The organism is Flavobacterium sp. Root420, assembly GCF_001427905.1.
GTDB lineage: Bacteria > Bacteroidota > Bacteroidia > Flavobacteriales > Flavobacteriaceae > Flavobacterium.
The window spans coordinates 84,284-101,544 of the sequence record NZ_LMEF01000034.1 but is presented as its reverse complement, the minus strand read 5'-3'; the positions used below and the strand labels follow the sequence as shown (position 1 = coordinate 101,544).

Below are 17,261 nucleotides of genomic sequence, written 5' to 3'. Positions count from 1 at the left end.
ATTTAAATTTTAGATTAAACCTGAAACTTGAAACAAAGAAAACCTGAAACAATTTTTAATTGTTCCACGTGAAACTATTTAAAAAAAAGCCCCAAAAATATATTTTACCAAATCCTACTAAAAACCTATAATTATAAAATGGACGTTTTAAACAAAAAACATTTTCTTACTGTAAAAGACCATTCTGTTTCGAAAGAAATTTTTGAGTTGTATCATGATGAAACTTTAGACATGCTGATTACATCTCCACAACCTGCTTTGGAAAATCTTGGAAGATATTACGAAAGTGAAGATTACATTTCGCATACAGACAACAAACGTTCCTTATTTGAAAAAGCATATCATTTTGTAAAAAATATAGCGCTGAAAAACAAACTGAATTTAATCAATTCTGAACAATCTCATAAAGGAAGAATTTTAGACATTGGTGCCGGAACAGGAGATTTTTTATTGACTGCAAAAAATGACGGTTGGGAAACGGTTGGAGTGGAACCAAGCGAGCGAGCAAAAAATATTGCGATACAAAAAGGAATTTCTTTTGTGAATGAGATTGACGCACTTGAAAAAAAATCTTTTGACGTAGTTACAATGTGGCACGTTTTGGAACATGTTCCAAATTTAGAATTGCAAATTCAGGAATTGAAGCGTTTACTAAAACCAACTGGAACATTAATTGTTGCGGTTCCAAATTTTAAATCGTACGACGCAAAATATTATAATGAATTTTGGGCAGCCTATGATGTGCCAATTCATTTTTGGCATTTCTCAAAAAAAGCCATTCAATCGCTTTTTGAAAAAGTAGATATGAAATTGGAAAAAGTACTTCCAATGAAATTTGATTCTTTTTATGTGAGTTTATTATCCGAAAAATACAAAACCGGAAAAATGAATTACATCACTGCTTTTTTCGTCGGATTAAAATCAAATTTAAAAGCGAGCAGTACTAAAGAGTATTCATCGCACATTTATGTCTTAAAAAACAAGTAAAACGCAATTTAAGCGCGTTTCTGCCGTTTTTTTACTCTAACCGAGGGGAATTTATGTCTTTTTTAAGAAAACGTTTCTAATAAAAGCTATTAAAGCCGGTTTTAATAGCATTGAATTATTGACATTTTTCTTTCCATAAATAAAAACAATATCATAAAATTATAGCATTTTTTAAACTTTATGTTGATGCTATTTATTTTTTTATATTTTTGTCTTCAATACAATAAAAAAAATAGAAATTTAGAAAATGAAAAAAGCATTAGTAATTATCGCACTTTCAATTTTGGTTGTTTCGTGTAATAAAGCAACAGAGGTTAAGGAAGTAAAAACAGCTTACGTTGATACTTCGGTTTTAATGAAAGAGTACACTGAAGCAAAAGATCTTGAAGCTAAATACAAAGCTCAGGCAGAAGAAAAAGGAAGACAGCTACAAGCGGAAATTACTCGTTTTAAACAAGACGCTGCTAATTTTCAAAGCCAGGCACAAGCTAATGGACAGGCATGGGCTCAACAAAGGGGAGCTGAGTTGCAAAAAAGAGAACAACAATTGGGTTATGCTCAACAAGCTTTGTCTCAACAATTACAGCAAGAAAGTGGAGTTGAAATGGATTCTCTAATAAGCGGAGTTAAAAAATTCATCAAAGATTACGGTAAGAAAAACGGTTATTCTTATATCTACGGAACAGGAGATGCAGCATCAATATTATATGCTGAAGAGAAATATGACATCACAAAAGATATCATTAAAGCTTTGAACGATAAATATAAAGCTGAGCCTAAAACAGAAGCTCCGGCTAAAGAAGAAGCTAAAAAATAATACCAAACTAACTAACTAAATTAAAAACCTAAATCTGTCAAGATTTAGGTTTTTTCTTTTATAAAAACGCGATACTTTTGGTATTTCAATACACGCCCAATGCAAAACGTTTCAGAAGCTGCTGCTTACACCTTACAATTCATTAATCAAACGCAAAAATCTATATTTCTGACCGGTAAAGCCGGGACAGGAAAAACGACTCTTTTGCGCGAAATCATTGCGACTACACACAAAAATACTGTTGTTGTGGCCCCAACTGGTATTGCCGCACTGAATGCTGGCGGTGTGACCATTCATTCGATGTTTCAGCTGCCATTTTCAGCTTTTTTACCCACTTATGAGGAGAGTTCACAATTTACAGAAACGGTAAAATTCGAAAATAAAGAGTCACTGCGCAGGCATTTTAAAATGAATAATGTTAAGCGTAACGTCATCAGAAACATGGAGTTGCTGATTATTGATGAAGTGAGTATGCTGCGTGCCGATTTGCTGGATGCGATTGACTTTATGATGCAGACGGTTCGTAGAAATACACGTGCTTTTGGGGGTGTTCAGGTGCTTTTTATTGGAGATTTACTGCAATTGCCGCCTGTAATTCGCGATGAAGAGTGGCGCACTTTGCGTAATTATTACAAGGGAAAATTCTTCTTTCATTCGCATGTAATTCAGCAAAATCCACCTTTGTACATTGAATTGTCTAAGATTTATCGTCAAAGCGATGATAAATTCATTTCGGTTTTGAACAATCTTCGAAACAATCAGATTACACCGCAGGATATTCAGATTTTGAATGAGTATGTAAAACCAGATTTTGATCTAAAAAATAATCCTGGTTATATAACATTGACCACACATAATGCTAAAGCCGACTCGATGAATGAACAGGCTATAGGCGATTTGGCAGGAAATGAACATGCTTATCAACCTTTTGTGGTGGGAGATTTCCCTGAAAAAATCTTTCCGGTAGAGGAAAATCTGAAGTTAAAGGTTGGAGCACAAGTGATGTTTGTCAAGAATGATTTGTCTTTTGAAAAACGCTATTTCAACGGAAAAATGGGTGTTATCAAATCGCTTTCTCCTGAAGAAATTTTTGTTCATTTTCCGGAAGAGAATAAAACCATAGAAGTGGAGAAGTACGAATGGAAAAACATTCGCTACAAAGTAAACGAGCTCACAAAAGAGATTGAAGAGGAAGTTTTGGGCACATTTGCGCATTATCCGCTAAAATTGGCGTGGGCAATTACGGTGCATAAAAGTCAGGGATTAACTTTTGAGAAAGCTGCGCTTGATGTATCGCAAGTTTTTGTTCCGGGACAAGCCTATGTGGCATTATCGCGTTTAACCTCTTTAAACGGCCTTATTTTACTTTCTCCGATACAAATGAATGGCATTTCGAACGATCAGGATGTAATGGACTACGCTTTGAATAAAGCAACAGAAGAAGTCCTGAAAAATTCATTGCACTTTGAAACTAAAAATTTTATTCATAACTATTTGATTAACAGTTTTAATTGGACAGATTTGGCTCAGGAATGGCGCAACCACCGTTTTAGTTATAATGAAAATGCGGTAAATTCAGAAAAAGCAAAACATTCCGTTTGGGCGCATAAACGTTTGGAAGCAATTGATGCTTTAATTGATCCTTCTCAAAAATTCGTTCAGCAGCTCAATAAAATTTTCAGTAAAGAAACGGTTGATTTAACTTTTGTACAGGAAAGGGTAGTAGCGGCCTACGATTATTTTTTCAAACCGATGGATAAATTGGTAACAGACCTTTTACAAAAAATGGCTGAAATTCAGAAGTTTAAAAAAGTAAAGGAGTTTTACGAAGAATTAGCTCTTTTAGACGATTTGCAAACCAAAGCAGTTTTACGCTTAATGAAGGCCAAATTACTCATAGAAATTGTCGTTGCAGGTGAAACCATCTGTAAAGAGAAATTAACGTCCTCAGCGATTAAAAACTATAAATTGGACAAGGTCGCTAAGATTCGCGAGGAATTTAATATGTCGAATACAGATATTTTTAAATTGGATGAACCTACAGTGCGTTATACGGCCAGAAAACTAGATAAAAATGAACCGAAAACGGTAAAAAAGACTACGGTTGAAGAAACATATGATTTATGGGTTGAAAAAAATTCGATTCAGGATATTGCCAGAATTAGAAAACTTAATGTTCAAACTATTGAATTGCATTTGGTTAAATTAATTCAGGCGAAGAAAGTTGATATTTCTGATGTCTTGCCATACGATAAAATTCTGGCGTTACGAGAGGCTTTTGAGTTTTATCAGGAAGAATCTCTGAATGGGTTGAAGGAAAAACACGGCGACGAATTTACCTGGGATGAGCTTAAAATGTTTAAAGCCAGTATCAATTGATTTTGTGTTTTGTAACTTAGTGTGGATAATTGGAATTAACCTATTTAACATTATGTAAAATAGAAATTATGAGAAAGTTAATTTACGTCATATTTATTGTCTTTTGCATTCAAAATATTTCAGCTCAGGATTTGAAACAAGAGTATCAGAAATTCGTTAAAAGCTTTATTTCCAATGTAAAAAGTAACAACAAAGAAGGGGTTGCGACTTTTATTTCTTTTCCGCTTGGAAGAGAATATCCAATTCCTGCTGTTAAAAATAAAGCAGATTTTATAAAACGTTACGATCAAATTTTTGATGCTACGCTGAAGAAAGAAATCATCAATTCAAATCCTGCAAAAGATTGGTCTGAAATGGGCTGGCGCGGTATTATGCTAGGTCAGGGTGATATTTGGATTGATACAACCGGAAAAATCATAACAATAAATTACCAGTCTCAAGTTGAGAAAGATCTGAAGAATAAATTGATTTCCAGCGAAAAAGTAAAACTTCATTCGTCAATCGCAACTTTTAAAGCGCCCGTTTATGTTTTAGAAACTTCAAAATTCAGAATAAGAATTGATGATTTAGGAAATGATAACTACAGATATGCTTCCTGGTCCATTAAAAAACCAATGAGTGAAAAACCTGATTTGATAATAACGAATGGAAAATGGATCTCAGATGGAAGTGGAGGAAACAGCCATTACGACTTCAAAAAAGGTGCTTATTTATATGAATGTTACATCACTGTAATTGGCACATCTGATTCTCCGCCGGCGCTATTAACAATTTCTCAGAATGATAAAGAGATACTTAATCAGGATGCAAAAATAGTGACTAAATAAGAAAATCCTGTTCCACATGGAACGGGATTTTTTGTTTTTAAAATAAATAATACCAAGGTTGAATTTGCTTGTAATGAAGCAAAAATGTACAAGGAAACTATAAATTAATTACTTTTATATTTGGAACTTAATAATCAGATTAATAATCAATTAAAGTGTTTTTAATATGAAAAAAGTAAATCTGTTTCTGGTTTTAGTACTGCTTTTGAGCGTTTTCGTTTCGGCCCAAACGGTAAAACCTGAGTATCAAAAATGTATCAAAAGCTTTATTGATACTTTGAAAAGTGACAAAAAAGAGGCCATCGCAGAGATGGTTGCTTATCCTCTAAAACGGGAATATCCAATACCTGATGTTGTTGACAAATCGGATTTTATCAAACGCTATGATGAAATTTTCGACACAACCTTAAAAAATGAAATTACGAAATCTAATCCTGCAAAAGACTGGTCTGATATGGGTTGGCGTGGTATGATGTTGAATCAGGGAAATGTCTGGATGGATTTTGACGGACGTTTGACCAGTGTTAATTATCAATCAAAAGCAGAGAGTGATCTTAAAATGAAACTGATTGCTGCTCAAAAAAAGGAACTGGATTCTAGTATTGCCTTTTTTCAAAAACCGATCTGTATTTTGGAAACCGATAAATTCAGAATCAGAATTGATAATTTAGGAAATAAAAATTACCGATATGTTTCCTGGCCAATTGATAAAGCCATGAGTGAAAAACCTGATTTGATAATTTACAGAGGTAATTTCGTAGTCGAAGGAAGCGGAGGAAACCACCAATATGAATTTAAAAAGGAAAATTATACTTATGAATGTGCGTTTATAGTAGCTGGCGAAAATAATCCCCTTTCAGCGAAACTAACTATTTATCAGGGTGATAAAGTGATTCTTTCGCAAAATGCTAAAATAATTGCCAAATAAAAAAAGCCTAATCGAAAGATTAGGCTTTTAAGTTTTATAGATTTTCGACCAGAATCCAGGCATCCGGATTTTCGCCTTTTTGTATTTCTTTTTGTGCTTTTTGAGCTTCAGACATCGTTGCATAACTTCCGTATAAAACCGGAAATAAACCATGTTTGTTTTCGCCAAGCATTCGGGCCTCATAACCATCTTTAATCAATTGATTATAAGCTTTTCGTGCATTTTCTTCGCTTCTGTATGCGCCTGCCATTATATGATAAGGCATCACTTTTACAACTTCGGTTTTTGCAGAATCGACAGATAAGGTTACCGCGGGTAGCGGATTTTCAATAAAGAATGTAGCTTCCTGAATTTTGTTTTCTACTTTTTTCTGAACCGCATTTTCTACCACAAGTGTTTTTGTAGTAATTTGATTTTGGTATAAAGGATAACCGATGCTTCCGGTAATTCCAAGGCCTAAAACAAAAATGGCAGCGTATTTCAAAAACGAACCCGAAGACCTAGATTCTTCTTCAGAATCTTGTAATTCAAATACTTTCGATTCTTCGATTTCCTGTAATTTTTTCTCAAAAATTTCTCTTTTTACCATTGGAGCAACAAACGGACTAAGTCCGAAAGAACTCGTTAGATAATTAGTTTGATCACTTGGAGTGAAAACCATATTATTATCGGCATTTAGACGAATATCACCGATGTTTTTTATATTTAAAACACCATATTCTTCTAATGTTTTTTTCCAGTTTAAAACTTCAAATGCAATAGCACTTACAGCAAATCCATATGATGTTTTTTCTGTTTGCGCAATATGATTTGCCAACAAACCATCATTGTTTTTCAAAAGACTGTTAAATGCGATCGTTTTCCTTGGCGGAGAGAACGAATTTGTGCTAGAATTAAGCTGCGCCGATTGAATTTCGGTTAAAAATGCTCCAAACCCTGGAACCGTTACACACTGATAACGATACAATAACTGTGCTATATAAGTTTCGATTTTCATAGTAACAAAGTTATACATCCAATATAGTTATCAAAATTTTATTCACAATTTTTATTAACAATTCTGATAATTTTATAGACAATTCGTTTTCAAGTAGTTAAATAAAATTAGCTTTTTGCAAAAAGTCAGGCGAAATCTTTAATGTTTTATTTTTATAAGAATTTACTTCTAATTTATATATTTGCGTTCTTTTAATTTCATAAAGATTTGTTTTAAAAGATATTTTTTATCCTCTCAATAAACTGTTTTCGAAGCCATGTCAGATCAAGAATTATTTTATTTATTAGCCTTATTAAAAGTAGATGGCATTGGTGATATTATGGCCAAAAAACTATTAACCCATTTTGGAAATCCCGAAGCCATTTTTAAAGTGAAAAGTCATCAAATTGCTGGTATAGATGGTATTGGTTCAGTTTTATTGCGGAATTTAAAAGATAAAACTGTATTTGAAAAAGCCAATAAGGAATTAGAATTTATTAAATCAAATGCTATAAATGTTTCTTTTTTTCAGGATGAAAGTTATCCGGATCGTCTCAAACATTGTATCGATTCGCCGGTTTTGATTTTTACTTCGGGTAATATTAATTTAAAAAACAAGAAATTAATCAGTATAGTTGGAACACGCCAGATTACTTCATATGGAATGGAATTCTGCAAAAAGTTTATTGAAGATTTGACGCCACTTGATCCGGTAATTGTTAGTGGTTTTGCTTACGGAGTTGATATTGTTGCACATCAATTGGCAATGGATAATAATTTGCAGACAATTGGAGTTTTAGCGCATGGACTGAATCAGATTTATCCGAAAACGCATAAAAAATATATCGCCAGAATGGAAGAAAATGGCGGATTTATAACCGAGTTTTGGAGTTCATCAAACCCGGATAAGGAAAAGTTTGTACGTCGAAACAGAATTGTGGCCGGAATGACCGAGGCGACCATTGTAATTGAATCTGCAGATAAAGGAGGTTCGCTGATCACGGCGAATTTAGCCAACGATTATAATCGTGATGTTTTTGCCGTTCCCGGGCGCGTTACAGACAAATATAGTCAGGGCTGTAATGATTTGATTAAAACACAAAAAGCAAACGTTCTGACAAGTGCTGCTGATTTGGTTTATGTATTGAATTGGGATGTTGAAATGAAAGCGAAATCAATTCAGAAACAGCTTTTCGTAAGCCTGGAAATGGACGAGCAGAAAATTTATGATTTTCTCTTAAAAAACGGAAAAGAATTGCTGGACGTTATTGCGCTTCAATGCGATTTCCCGATTTATAAAATCTCAGGAATACTTTTAAATATGGAGCTTAAAGGAGTTATTCGGCCTTTGCCTGGGAAGTTGTTTGAGGCAATTTAATTTAAAATAAGGGGAAGTAATTACACAAATTCCAACTAATTAATTAGTGAAAATTTGTGTAATTTGTGGTAAAAAAATTACTTTCCAAATCCAAGAACTTCGCGAACTTTGGCCAAAACACCATCAGCAACAACTGAAGCTTTTTCGGCACCTTTTTTCAAAAGGGCATCTACTTCTTCAAGGTTGTTGATGTAGTAATTGTATTTTTCTCTTTCGGTTTTAAAATTTTCGGTAATTAATTCAAACAAAGCTTGTTTGGCATGACCGTAACCGTAATTTCCGCCTAAATAATTAGCTCTCATTTGGGCAATTTGTTCTTCATTTGCTAATAAAGAATAGATCGCAAAAGCGTTACAGGTATCCGGATTTTTTGGTTCTTCAAGTGGTGTACTGTCGGTCTCAATACTCATTACTTGCTTACGAAGAGTTTTATCATCCAGGAAAATATTGATAATATTATTGGCCGATTTACTCATTTTTCCGCCATTTGTTCCCGGAATTAACATGCTGTCTTCCTGAATTTTAGCTTCAGGAATTACAAAAGTTTCTCCCATTTGGTGATTGAAACGAGAAGCGACATCACGCGTAATTTCTAAGTGTTGTAACTGGTCTTTTCCAACCGGCACAAATTCGGCATCATATAATAAAATATCGGCGGCCATTAACATTGGATACGTAAAAAGTCCCGCGTTAACATCATCTAAACGGTCTGATTTATCTTTGAAAGAATGTGCTAAAGTCAATCTTTGAAACGGAAAAAAACAGCTTAAATACCAGGTTAATTCGGCGGTTTGAGTTACATCAGATTGTCTGTAAAAAGTAACTTTATCTGGATTTAAACCGCATGCAAGCCAGGCTGCTGCAGTGCTATAGGTGTTTTCTCTTAATGTTTTACCGTCTTTAATTTGCGTAATCGAATGTAAATCAGCAATAAACAAATAAGATTCATTTGCCGGATTATTCGATAATTCGATTGCAGGAATAATTGCTCCTAATAAATTTCCCAAGTGTGGCGTTCCAGTACTCTGAACACCAGTTAGTATTTTTGCCATTCTAGTTTTTTATTTCTAATCGCAAAGTTCGTTTTTTTACCTCAAAGAGCATAAGTTTTTTGTAAAGTTTTAGAATGTTATTGTTCTATGTTAATGATTTTTTTACCACAGAGGACACGAAGATTTTCGCATAGATTAGAAGTCTTCACTGTTATCTAAAAGCAAACTTAGCTCAGATCACTGAGGAATCGTGCTTTTTTAGTTATCATTAATCACTCTTCTTACTCCATTTTTTAAAAGTATTTCGTTGAAATTTATAAGTAATCCAAGCTTGTAATTTCCAAGTCTCAGATAAGTTAAAGTTTGGGCTAAGTGTTGTAATGTTAATGATTCTACACTTTTTATTTCGATTATAAATTTGCTTTCCACCAATAAATCAACACGATAGCCACAATCTAATTTTACTTCTTCAAAAATTAAGGGCATCGATTTTTCTTTTTCGACAAGAAGTCCACGTTGCCTGATTTTGTAGAATAAACATTCTTGATAAGCATTTTCTAACAAACCCGGTCCTAAAGCTCGATGAACTTCAATGGCTAATCCAATTATAATGGTTGATATTTCATTTTCTGTCATATGGCAATTGTTTATTTTAATGCGTATTTTCGTATAAAAATAATGTTTTTTTGCTGCTGATGCACAAAGTTTTGGAAAGTGACGAAGTGTCGTTAATAAATTGAAGATTAATGAAGAGCTTTCTCAAAGTAAAAATCTCTGTGATCTTATTGCTTGCAATCAATTTTCAAACTTATTTCTTTTCTCTGCGAAAATCTTCGTGTCCTCTGTGGTAAAAAAACATTCTATTTACTAAGAGAAGTAATTCTTATATTAATATTCTCTATCATTTTCTTACATTTGAAACTATGAAAGGAATTAAGATTATTTTTTGGGTTTTTTGGCGCATTTGGTTTTACATCGTAATGGCCATTCCGATATTGATTATGCTGCCGTTTTTGCTTATTTCTATTATAACAGAAAGCGGATACCCCTATTTCTTTAAAATGGCCCGCATTTGGGCTAAATTTATCCTTTTCGGAATGGGTTTTTATTATATAGTTAAACGCGAGCAGAAACTGGAAAAAGGAAAAAGCTATATGATAGTAGCCAATCATACATCGATGACAGATATTATGCTAACGCTGGCGATTGTTAGAAATCCTTTTGTTTTTGTGGGTAAAAAAGAATTAGTTAAGATTCCTTTATTTGGATTTTTCTATAAAAGAACTTGTATTTTGGTAGACAGAAATTCGTCACGAAGTAAAAATGAAGTTTTCAAGAGAGCACAAAGTAGACTTAACCAGGGGCTTAGTATTTGTATTTTCCCGGAAGGCGGTGTTCCGGACGACGAAAGTGTTTTGCTGGACGAGTTTAAAGACGGTGCTTTCCGCCTGGCGATTGAACATCAAATTCCTATTGTTCCAATTGTTTTTGCTGATAATAAAGAACGTTTCTCCTATACATTTTTAAGCGGTAGTCCTGGAAAAATGCGTGCAAAAGTATTGCCTTTTATAGAAACCCAGGGATTAACCGGAGAAAACCGAAAGGAACTTCGGGACAAAGTCAGACTATTGATTTATAATAGTTTACTTGAGTTTCGCAAACCAAAAAACATAGCATAGTTTAAATATAAAAGCCGACTAATTACATTAATTAGTCGGCTTTCCTTTTGAATTAAAACCCCCCATTTTATATTCAAAAACTTATCTATGGATAATTTTTTCTGAAATAAAGCGTAATACTTTTTTAAATTTTAATCTGGTTTTTTTACGGTTTTTATTCAACAACACTTCTAGTTTTTCTTTCATGGTAAAAATCTTAAGGTTGATAATAAAGAGTTTGACTAAAACTCAAGTTAACGTCACAATACTATAGAGAGCTAAAAATGAAAAAGGTTGCGTTGAAACGAAAATTATTTTCTTTAAAAACAATAAAAACCCGTTAGCACCAAATAAACCAACGGATTTTTATTAAAAACAAATGAACCAAATTTATTCTAAAAACCATTTGAAATGGACGCTTATGGCGGCACCAAATCGTATGTCTCTTTATAAGATGGAATTGTTTTAAAAAGGTTGCGTCATTTTTAATTTTATTTTTAAAATAAAAAACCCGACGAGATTTAAATCTCGTCGGGTAGGTGTAAAGGTCTTGTTTTTAATAGACTTATGTAAGTTTAAGCGTTTGCTAATTCTTTAATATGTGCTTTAATTTTAGCTTCTAATTCATCCGCTAATTCCGGATTATCTTTGATTAAAGCTTTAACCGCATCACGACCTTGTCCTAATTTGGTGTCGCCATAACTAAACCAGGATCCTGCTTTTTTAACGATCTCAAATTCAACCGCTAAATCAAGAATTTCTCCAGTTTTAGAAACTCCTTCTCCATACATAATGTCGAATTCGGCAGTTTTAAAAGGCGGAGCCACTTTGTTTTTTACCACTTTTACTTTAGTTCTGTTTCCAATTACGTTTTCTCCATCTTTAATTTGAGAAGAACGACGAATATCTAAACGTACAGAAGCATAAAATTTCAAGGCATTACCACCCGTTGTAGTTTCAGGATTCCCAAACATAACACCAATTTTCTCTCTCAACTGGTTGATGAAGAAAACAGTACAATTTGTTTTGCTAATTGTTCCCGTTAACTTTCTCAAAGCCTGAGACATCAAACGTGCGTGAAGACCCATTTTAGAATCTCCCATTTCACCTTCAATTTCACTTTTTGGAGTCAATGCAGCAACCGAGTCAATGACCACGATATCAATTGCTCCAGAACGAATTAAGTTTTCAGCAATTTCAAGAGCTTGCTCTCCGTTGTCTGGCTGAGAGATGATCAGGTTTTCGATATCAACGCCTAATTTTTCGGCATAATTTCTATCAAAAGCATGTTCAGCATCTATAAAAGCGGCTATTCCTCCCGCTTTTTGAGCTTCAGCAATTGCATGTAAGGTTAATGTGGTTTTACCAGAAGATTCTGGTCCGTATATTTCGATAATTCTTCCTTTAGGATAACCGTTTACTCCAAGCGCTAAATCAACACCAAGAGAACCTGAAGATATAGTTTCAACTTCTACTATGGCTTTATCGCCCATTTTCATCACGGTTCCTTTTCCGTAAGTCTTGTCTAGTTTGTCAAGCGTAAGTTGTAGCGCTTTTAATTTGGCTTCTTTTTCTGAACTCATCTCTTTTTTTTCTTTTTCTTTCATCTATATTTTTATAATTCTTTCATTATCAAAACAAACCAGAAATTAAATAACTTACTGATTTAGATTTGTATCAGGCTTGTAATTTTGTAAAAATACTTCTTTTTTTGAAGTTTGATTGTCCCAAATTGTATCAAAATTGTACTATAAAAACAAAGCCTTTAATTCTGTGGCTTCAGCTGGTTTTATTTTTCCGGCAAGTAGTAAACTTAGTTGTTTACGACGTAATGCAGCATCAAAACGCTGTATTTCTAATTCCGTTTCCGGTATAATTGCGGGCACTTCAACAGGTCTTCCGCTATCATCCACTGCAACAAAAGTATAAATGGCTTCGTTAGCTTTGGTTCTGCTTCCGGATTCACGGTCTTCTACCCAAACATCAATGAAAACTTCCATAGAACTTTTAAATGATCTTGAAACCTTTGCTTCTATTGTCACTACTGCTCCAAGAGGAATTGCTCTGTTAAAAGCCACGTGATTTACAGAAGCTGTAACTACAATTCGGCGTGAATGCCTGCGGGCCGCAATACTGGCGGCGCGATCCATACGGGCTAATAATTCGCCACCAAAAAGGTTATTTAAAGGATTTGTTTCGCTCGGTAAAACTAAATCGGTTAGTATAGTAAGAGATTCTGAAGGATGTTTTGGATTCATTTTTTTAATATAAATTTATTTCTTGCCACAGATTGCACAAATTAAAATGATTAGAAAAAATCTGTAAAAACTTGTGAAATCAGTGGCGTGTTTTTTAATTCAACCAATAAACAGCCATGACAGCTGGAATAAAATAGATAACAATGGTTCTTGCTCCATCGTAATCTTTTGCCAATCGTTGTCCGAAAAGCATCATTAACAAAGAAATACAAGAAAAAATAGCGCCATAAAAACCAAATTCACGACCGCTGTTTGTTAATAATTGTATGGCACCAACGACGCATAAAACTCCAGAAATTAATTCTAAAATTAAAAGATGAAATAAGGCGAGAGGTACCTGATTTTTTAATGGTGTTTTGGCGAAATGTCCTTTTAGCCATTCGACATTATCTTTCCAGTAAAAAATTTTCTCATAGCCTGATTGTAAAAAAGTTAAGGCTAAAAAAGCTAACAGTAAAATGGAGGCAACATTATTCATTGAAAACTATTTTTTATGAATTAAACGAGTCAGTTTTATAGATAAATCAGTTAAAATTATTTTTGCATTTCCGTTTCTTTCAATGTGGTACATCGCATCCGAAAGTTCTTTGAAAATTTCGTGAATGTTATTACCGTTTACGAAAGGTGCAAAATTTTCCAGTTTAAATTTATCAACCTTTGGTTCAATGTAAACTAAACCGGGTGCTTCATAATTAAGTAAAAGTGCTTGTCGGAACATTTCGATACAAAACTGAATGAATTTTTTCTGGCTTTCACGACCGAGTCCGGCAATTTCTTCACTCCAGGAAATTAAATCCTGAATGGCGGCGGCATTTCCTTTTGCCCTAAAAGCGGCACGAACCCAATTGACAAACCATTGTTCAAAAGGAAATTCAGCATCATCTTCTTTTAATAGAGAAAGTGCTTTATTGAAATTTCCCTGGGCCTGATGTGCGATCTTTTTGGCTAAGTTGGAATCAATGTTTTCTTTTGAAACCAATGCTTCGGCAATTACTTTTTCAGGTAAACCATTAAAGTGAATGACCTGACAACGTGATCGTATGGTTTGTATAATGTCTTCTTCATTTTCAGAAATCAGAATAAAAATAGTTTTATCTGAAGGTTCTTCAAGAAGTTTTAATAATTTATTTGAGGCGGCAATATTCATTTTATCGGCCATCCAGATAATCATAATTTTATAACCACCTTCATATGATTTTAATGATAGTGATTTTAAAACTTCCTGAGCATCTTCGACACGAATTTCTCCTTGTTTGTTTTGAACGCCAAGTAATTTATACCAGTCAAATAAACCTCCGTAAGGCATTTCCTGAATAAAAGTACGCCAGTCCTGAATGAAATCTAAACTCTTTGGTTTTGTTTTTACATCCTCGGTAGTAACTGTCGGATAGATAAAGTGCAGGTCGGGATGCGAAAGGTTTTGAAACTTTAGATTGCAGGAATCATTTCCGTTTTCATTTTCGTTCCCGGTATTGTTGCATAAAATATATTGCGCATAAGCAATGGCGGTAGATAAAGTACCACTCCCTTCTGGCCCAATGAATAATTGTGCATGCGGAATTCGTCCTGAAGCAGCACTTTTTATCAAGTGACTTTTGATGTAATCCTGACCTAAAATTTGTGAAAATTGCATGAAGCAAAGATATAAGAAAATGATGTAGTCAAAAATTTTCGTGAAAAAGTTTATAAGAGTACTTTTTGTTTTTGTTTTTTAAGAAGGTTTTTAACTTAATTTTTTTCGTTTTTGATGTCAGCTTTTATTAATAAAGGGATTATTCGGGAGAGATATTAAGAAGATTTTGTTAATAGTTTTTTTGAAAAAGCGATAATCGTTGTTTTTTTTTGGCTATTATTTTGTAGAAATGCTCTTTTTTATTGTGTAATATCTTACAGGATTTGTTTTAACAATTTTAACAAAAATCCCGTTAAAACGCATATTTTCTCGACATAGGACTCGCTTTTAAGATTTTTTTAAGATTTTTTTTTGAAAAAAGAAATCAATAAAGTTGCAATTTAAGTTAATTTATATATTTTTGTTTTCATAACAACCAATTATAAATAAGAATCTATGAAAGGGAAAATTATTTTATTAAGCGCACTTTTTTTCATGACAACTGGTGCTATTTCAGCACAGGCGAAAAATGCTCCAAGAAGTATTATTAGTACAACAGCTCTAATCCGTAAATACCATGATCAAAAAGAATTGAGTGGTATGCAAAAGGGAGAACTTTTGGAATTATACATTGAGCGTATTAAAGTTTTAGTGAAAACCCTTCCTTACATTGCATTGGTTACTAAACCAGGTGTTACAATGGCAGACTTAGGTATTCCGGACGATTCTGAACACAAAAAAGTATTAGACGCTCAGGCGGTTGGTACTACAACTTTTCTGGATACTACTGTAGATTTTCAGCGTAAAATGATGCCTTATTCTGATAAGGGTAACTTAATCGCTGCAATTTTATTCTACGAAAGCACATTGAAATCACTACATGAGTTCAACGATTTGAACGAAATGTAATAAACAGAATATTTTTTAAAACCTTTTTTAGAATGTTTACGTAGATGAACAAGACTTCATAACGTCATTTTGAAAGAGATATAAAAAAGAACTCGTTCTTGATGTGTTCTGAAATTATCAGAAAACCCGAGATGAGTTTTTTCATTTACGCATACCCAAATTTATTATTATTAACCCTAATACCCCCTTATCATGAAAAAAATTACTCAAATTATCTGCGTTCTTTTGACGGTTACGAGTATGAATGCTCAACAAGAGAAAGGAATTATGGGCTACACTAATTGGTTGAATAACTGGACCGAATTTAAGCCTAGCAAAGTAGAGTATGGAGAAGCAAATCAAATTTTAGCAGGAAACATTTCTGTTAATACTAAGTTGCTTAAGAGGAATATTTATGTTTTACAAGGAAATGTTTATGTTACAAACAATGCAGTTTTAACAATCGAGCCTGGAACATTAATTATTGGTGATTTCGAAACAAAAGGAACATTGGTAGTTACAAAAGGTGCACAACTTGTTGCAGACGGTTTAGAAACTGACCCAATCGTATTTACTTCAAACCGCAGCCAGAAAAAAGCTGGAGACTGGGGTGGAGTTGTAATACTTGGTGATGCTCCAATAAATAAATTTGGAAATGTAGGTTCTTATAACTTAGATCTTGATCCAACGCTAACTACTTACGGTGGTGACAATGCTGCTGGAAACTCAGGAGTTTTAAGATATGTAAGAATCGAATTTGCTGGAAAAAAGGTTAAAGGAGCTGATACTTTCAACGGATTAACTCTTGCAGCAGTTGGAAACAAAACTATATTAGAAAACGTTATGGTAAGCTACTCAGGTGGTGACTCATTTGCTTTCTTTGGTGGTGACTTAAACGCTACTAAATTAGTTTCTTATAAATCAATTAACGACGATTACAAATTTACTCAAGGTGTACAATGTCGTTTATATAACTCATTAGCAGTAAGATCTTCTTATTTATCTAGTAATAAAGACGGATCTCGTTGCATGGAAGTAAAATCATTCGAAAAGAAAAATGAAACTGATTTTACTAAAAAACAAACTTTAGTTGTAGCCACAAATATTACAATGCTTAACGACAGTGAGAACATCAAAGCTGATATTCAGGCTGGTTTAGTAAAAGAGGCAATTTATGTTGCTGAAACTGCTTCACTAGAAATGAAAAGAAGTGTAATCTCTGGATTTAATCCTGCTGTTTTATTAGACAGTAAAACAGAGATTAATGATGCTAACCTTAAGAAAATCAAAATTGAAGAAATGTACTTTAACCTATGTAACGGAAACATCTTTACAGAGTACAATACCAACAATGAAGATTTAGAAAGCTGGTACGGAAACAGTGTGTTTTTCAATGTTTATTCACAAAGTGATAACAAAGAAACATTCATTGATATTTTCAATCCTAAAAAGCCAGATTTCAGATTACAATTAGGAAAAATCACAGCGTCAAGCGGCAATAAATAGATTGATTTCGATTTTTATTTTACAGCGTAAATTTTATTAATAAAGTCCCCAGACA

Annotated in this window: 16 protein-coding genes; 9 read left to right on the top strand and 7 right to left on the bottom strand. The window is 33.5% G+C overall.

Going from position 1 to position 17,261, the window contains the following annotated elements:
• Positions 1-138: 138 nt before the first annotated feature.
• The 5 genes from ASC72_RS23165 to ASC72_RS23145 all read left to right on the top strand — a co-directional run bounded on the left by ASC72_RS23165 (position 139) and on the right by ASC72_RS23145 (position 5,938).
• Complete coding sequence (locus ASC72_RS23165; protein WP_056196670.1) at positions 139-987, top strand: bifunctional 2-polyprenyl-6-hydroxyphenol methylase/3-demethylubiquinol 3-O-methyltransferase UbiG; 849 nt, start codon at positions 139-141, stop codon at positions 985-987.
• A 247-nt stretch (positions 988-1,234) separates the two neighbouring features.
• Positions 1,235-1,804, top strand: a complete 570-nt coding sequence (locus tag ASC72_RS23160; protein ID WP_056196666.1) for an OmpH family outer membrane protein — start codon at positions 1,235-1,237, stop codon at positions 1,802-1,804.
• 99 nt (positions 1,805-1,903) lie between these two features.
• On the top strand, positions 1,904-4,183 hold the full coding sequence (locus ASC72_RS23155) for a helix-turn-helix domain-containing protein (RefSeq protein ID WP_056196663.1): 2,280 nt from the start codon (positions 1,904-1,906) through the stop codon (positions 4,181-4,183).
• A 68-nt stretch (positions 4,184-4,251) separates the two neighbouring features.
• Positions 4,252-5,010 (top strand): hypothetical protein, encoded by a 759-nt coding sequence (locus tag ASC72_RS23150; protein WP_056196862.1) that lies wholly within the window; start codon positions 4,252-4,254, stop codon positions 5,008-5,010.
• A gap of 166 nt (positions 5,011-5,176) precedes the next feature.
• On the top strand, positions 5,177-5,938 hold the full coding sequence (locus tag ASC72_RS23145; protein WP_056196660.1) for a hypothetical protein: 762 nt from the start codon (positions 5,177-5,179) through the stop codon (positions 5,936-5,938).
• Between the two features lie 34 nt (positions 5,939-5,972).
• Here the strand turns inward: ASC72_RS23145 and ASC72_RS23140 are convergent, their stop codons facing one another.
• The gene (locus ASC72_RS23140) at positions 5,973-6,935 is read right to left on the bottom strand and encodes an SPOR domain-containing protein (protein WP_056196657.1); all 963 of its coding nucleotides are present in this window, start codon (positions 6,933-6,935) and stop codon (positions 5,973-5,975) included.
• 256 nt (positions 6,936-7,191) lie between these two features.
• Here ASC72_RS23140 and dprA point away from each other — a divergent pair, with 256 nt between their 5' ends.
• Positions 7,192-8,292, top strand: a complete 1,101-nt coding sequence (dprA, locus tag ASC72_RS23135; protein WP_056196654.1) for a DNA-processing protein DprA — start codon at positions 7,192-7,194, stop codon at positions 8,290-8,292.
• 77 nt (positions 8,293-8,369) lie between these two features.
• On the opposite strand, the gene trpS is transcribed toward dprA, so the two are convergent.
• Together trpS and ASC72_RS23125 are read right to left on the bottom strand one after the other, a co-directional pair.
• The gene (gene trpS / locus ASC72_RS23130) at positions 8,370-9,344 is read right to left on the bottom strand and encodes a tryptophan--tRNA ligase (protein ID WP_056196651.1); all 975 of its coding nucleotides are present in this window, start codon (positions 9,342-9,344) and stop codon (positions 8,370-8,372) included.
• Between the two features lie 198 nt (positions 9,345-9,542).
• Positions 9,543-9,920, bottom strand: a complete 378-nt coding sequence (locus ASC72_RS23125; RefSeq protein ID WP_056196649.1) for a GxxExxY protein — start codon at positions 9,918-9,920, stop codon at positions 9,543-9,545.
• Between the two features lie 287 nt (positions 9,921-10,207).
• Between ASC72_RS23125 and ASC72_RS23120 the strand changes: the two genes are divergently transcribed.
• On the top strand, positions 10,208-10,963 hold the full coding sequence (locus ASC72_RS23120; protein WP_056196646.1) for a 1-acyl-sn-glycerol-3-phosphate acyltransferase: 756 nt from the start codon (positions 10,208-10,210) through the stop codon (positions 10,961-10,963).
• Between the two features lie 554 nt (positions 10,964-11,517).
• Here the strand turns inward: ASC72_RS23120 and recA are convergent.
• The 4 genes from recA to ASC72_RS23100 form a co-directional block, all read right to left on the bottom strand.
• Entirely contained in the window at positions 11,518-12,525 is a 1,008-nt protein-coding gene (gene recA / locus ASC72_RS23115; protein WP_089069626.1) for a recombinase RecA, read from the bottom strand.
• A 165-nt stretch (positions 12,526-12,690) separates the two neighbouring features.
• Positions 12,691-13,200 (bottom strand): acyl-CoA thioesterase, encoded by a 510-nt coding sequence (locus ASC72_RS23110; protein ID WP_056196638.1) that lies wholly within the window; start codon positions 13,198-13,200, stop codon positions 12,691-12,693.
• A 94-nt stretch (positions 13,201-13,294) separates the two neighbouring features.
• A complete protein-coding gene (locus ASC72_RS23105) occupies positions 13,295-13,678 on the bottom strand; it encodes a hypothetical protein (protein ID WP_056196635.1) in 384 nt (127 codons plus the stop codon).
• Between the two features lie 6 nt (positions 13,679-13,684).
• Entirely contained in the window at positions 13,685-14,833 is a 1,149-nt protein-coding gene (locus ASC72_RS23100) for a DNA polymerase III subunit delta' (RefSeq protein WP_056196632.1), read from the bottom strand.
• A 435-nt stretch (positions 14,834-15,268) separates the two neighbouring features.
• On the opposite strand from ASC72_RS23100, the gene ASC72_RS23095 reads away from it, so the two are divergent.
• Positions 15,269-15,721, top strand: a complete 453-nt coding sequence (locus ASC72_RS23095) for a hypothetical protein (protein WP_056196629.1) — start codon at positions 15,269-15,271, stop codon at positions 15,719-15,721.
• Between the two features lie 192 nt (positions 15,722-15,913).
• Entirely contained in the window at positions 15,914-17,206 is a 1,293-nt protein-coding gene (locus ASC72_RS23090) for a hypothetical protein (RefSeq protein WP_056196627.1), read from the top strand.
• The last annotated feature ends 55 nt before the right edge of the window (positions 17,207-17,261 follow it).

What these genes read in the sequence shown, in the direction of transcription:
- recA (WP_089069626.1), bottom strand. Translation starts at nt 12,525, where the DNA reads ATGAGTTCAGAAAAAGAAGCCAAATTAAAAGCGCTACAACTTACGCTT.
- ASC72_RS23100 (WP_056196632.1), bottom strand. Translation starts at nt 14,833, where the DNA reads ATGCAATTTTCACAAATTTTAGGTCAGGATTACATCAAAAGTCACTTG.
- ASC72_RS23110 (WP_056196638.1), bottom strand. Translation starts at nt 13,200, where the DNA reads ATGAATCCAAAACATCCTTCAGAATCTCTTACTATACTAACCGATTTA.
- trpS (WP_056196651.1), bottom strand. Translation starts at nt 9,344, where the DNA reads ATGGCAAAAATACTAACTGGTGTTCAGAGTACTGGAACGCCACACTTG.
- ASC72_RS23165 (WP_056196670.1), top strand. Translation starts at nt 139, where the DNA reads ATGGACGTTTTAAACAAAAAACATTTTCTTACTGTAAAAGACCATTCT.
- ASC72_RS23090 (WP_056196627.1), top strand. Translation starts at nt 15,914, where the DNA reads ATGAAAAAAATTACTCAAATTATCTGCGTTCTTTTGACGGTTACGAGT.
- ASC72_RS23095 (WP_056196629.1), top strand. Translation starts at nt 15,269, where the DNA reads ATGAAAGGGAAAATTATTTTATTAAGCGCACTTTTTTTCATGACAACT.
- ASC72_RS23150 (WP_056196862.1), top strand. Translation starts at nt 4,252, where the DNA reads ATGAGAAAGTTAATTTACGTCATATTTATTGTCTTTTGCATTCAAAAT.
- ASC72_RS23140 (WP_056196657.1), bottom strand. Translation starts at nt 6,935, where the DNA reads ATGAAAATCGAAACTTATATAGCACAGTTATTGTATCGTTATCAGTGT.
- ASC72_RS23125 (WP_056196649.1), bottom strand. Translation starts at nt 9,920, where the DNA reads ATGACAGAAAATGAAATATCAACCATTATAATTGGATTAGCCATTGAA.
- ASC72_RS23105 (WP_056196635.1), bottom strand. Translation starts at nt 13,678, where the DNA reads ATGAATAATGTTGCCTCCATTTTACTGTTAGCTTTTTTAGCCTTAACT.
- ASC72_RS23145 (WP_056196660.1), top strand. Translation starts at nt 5,177, where the DNA reads ATGAAAAAAGTAAATCTGTTTCTGGTTTTAGTACTGCTTTTGAGCGTT.
- ASC72_RS23120 (WP_056196646.1), top strand. Translation starts at nt 10,208, where the DNA reads ATGAAAGGAATTAAGATTATTTTTTGGGTTTTTTGGCGCATTTGGTTT.
- ASC72_RS23160 (WP_056196666.1), top strand. Translation starts at nt 1,235, where the DNA reads ATGAAAAAAGCATTAGTAATTATCGCACTTTCAATTTTGGTTGTTTCG.
- dprA (WP_056196654.1), top strand. Translation starts at nt 7,192, where the DNA reads ATGTCAGATCAAGAATTATTTTATTTATTAGCCTTATTAAAAGTAGAT.
- ASC72_RS23155 (WP_056196663.1), top strand. Translation starts at nt 1,904, where the DNA reads ATGCAAAACGTTTCAGAAGCTGCTGCTTACACCTTACAATTCATTAAT.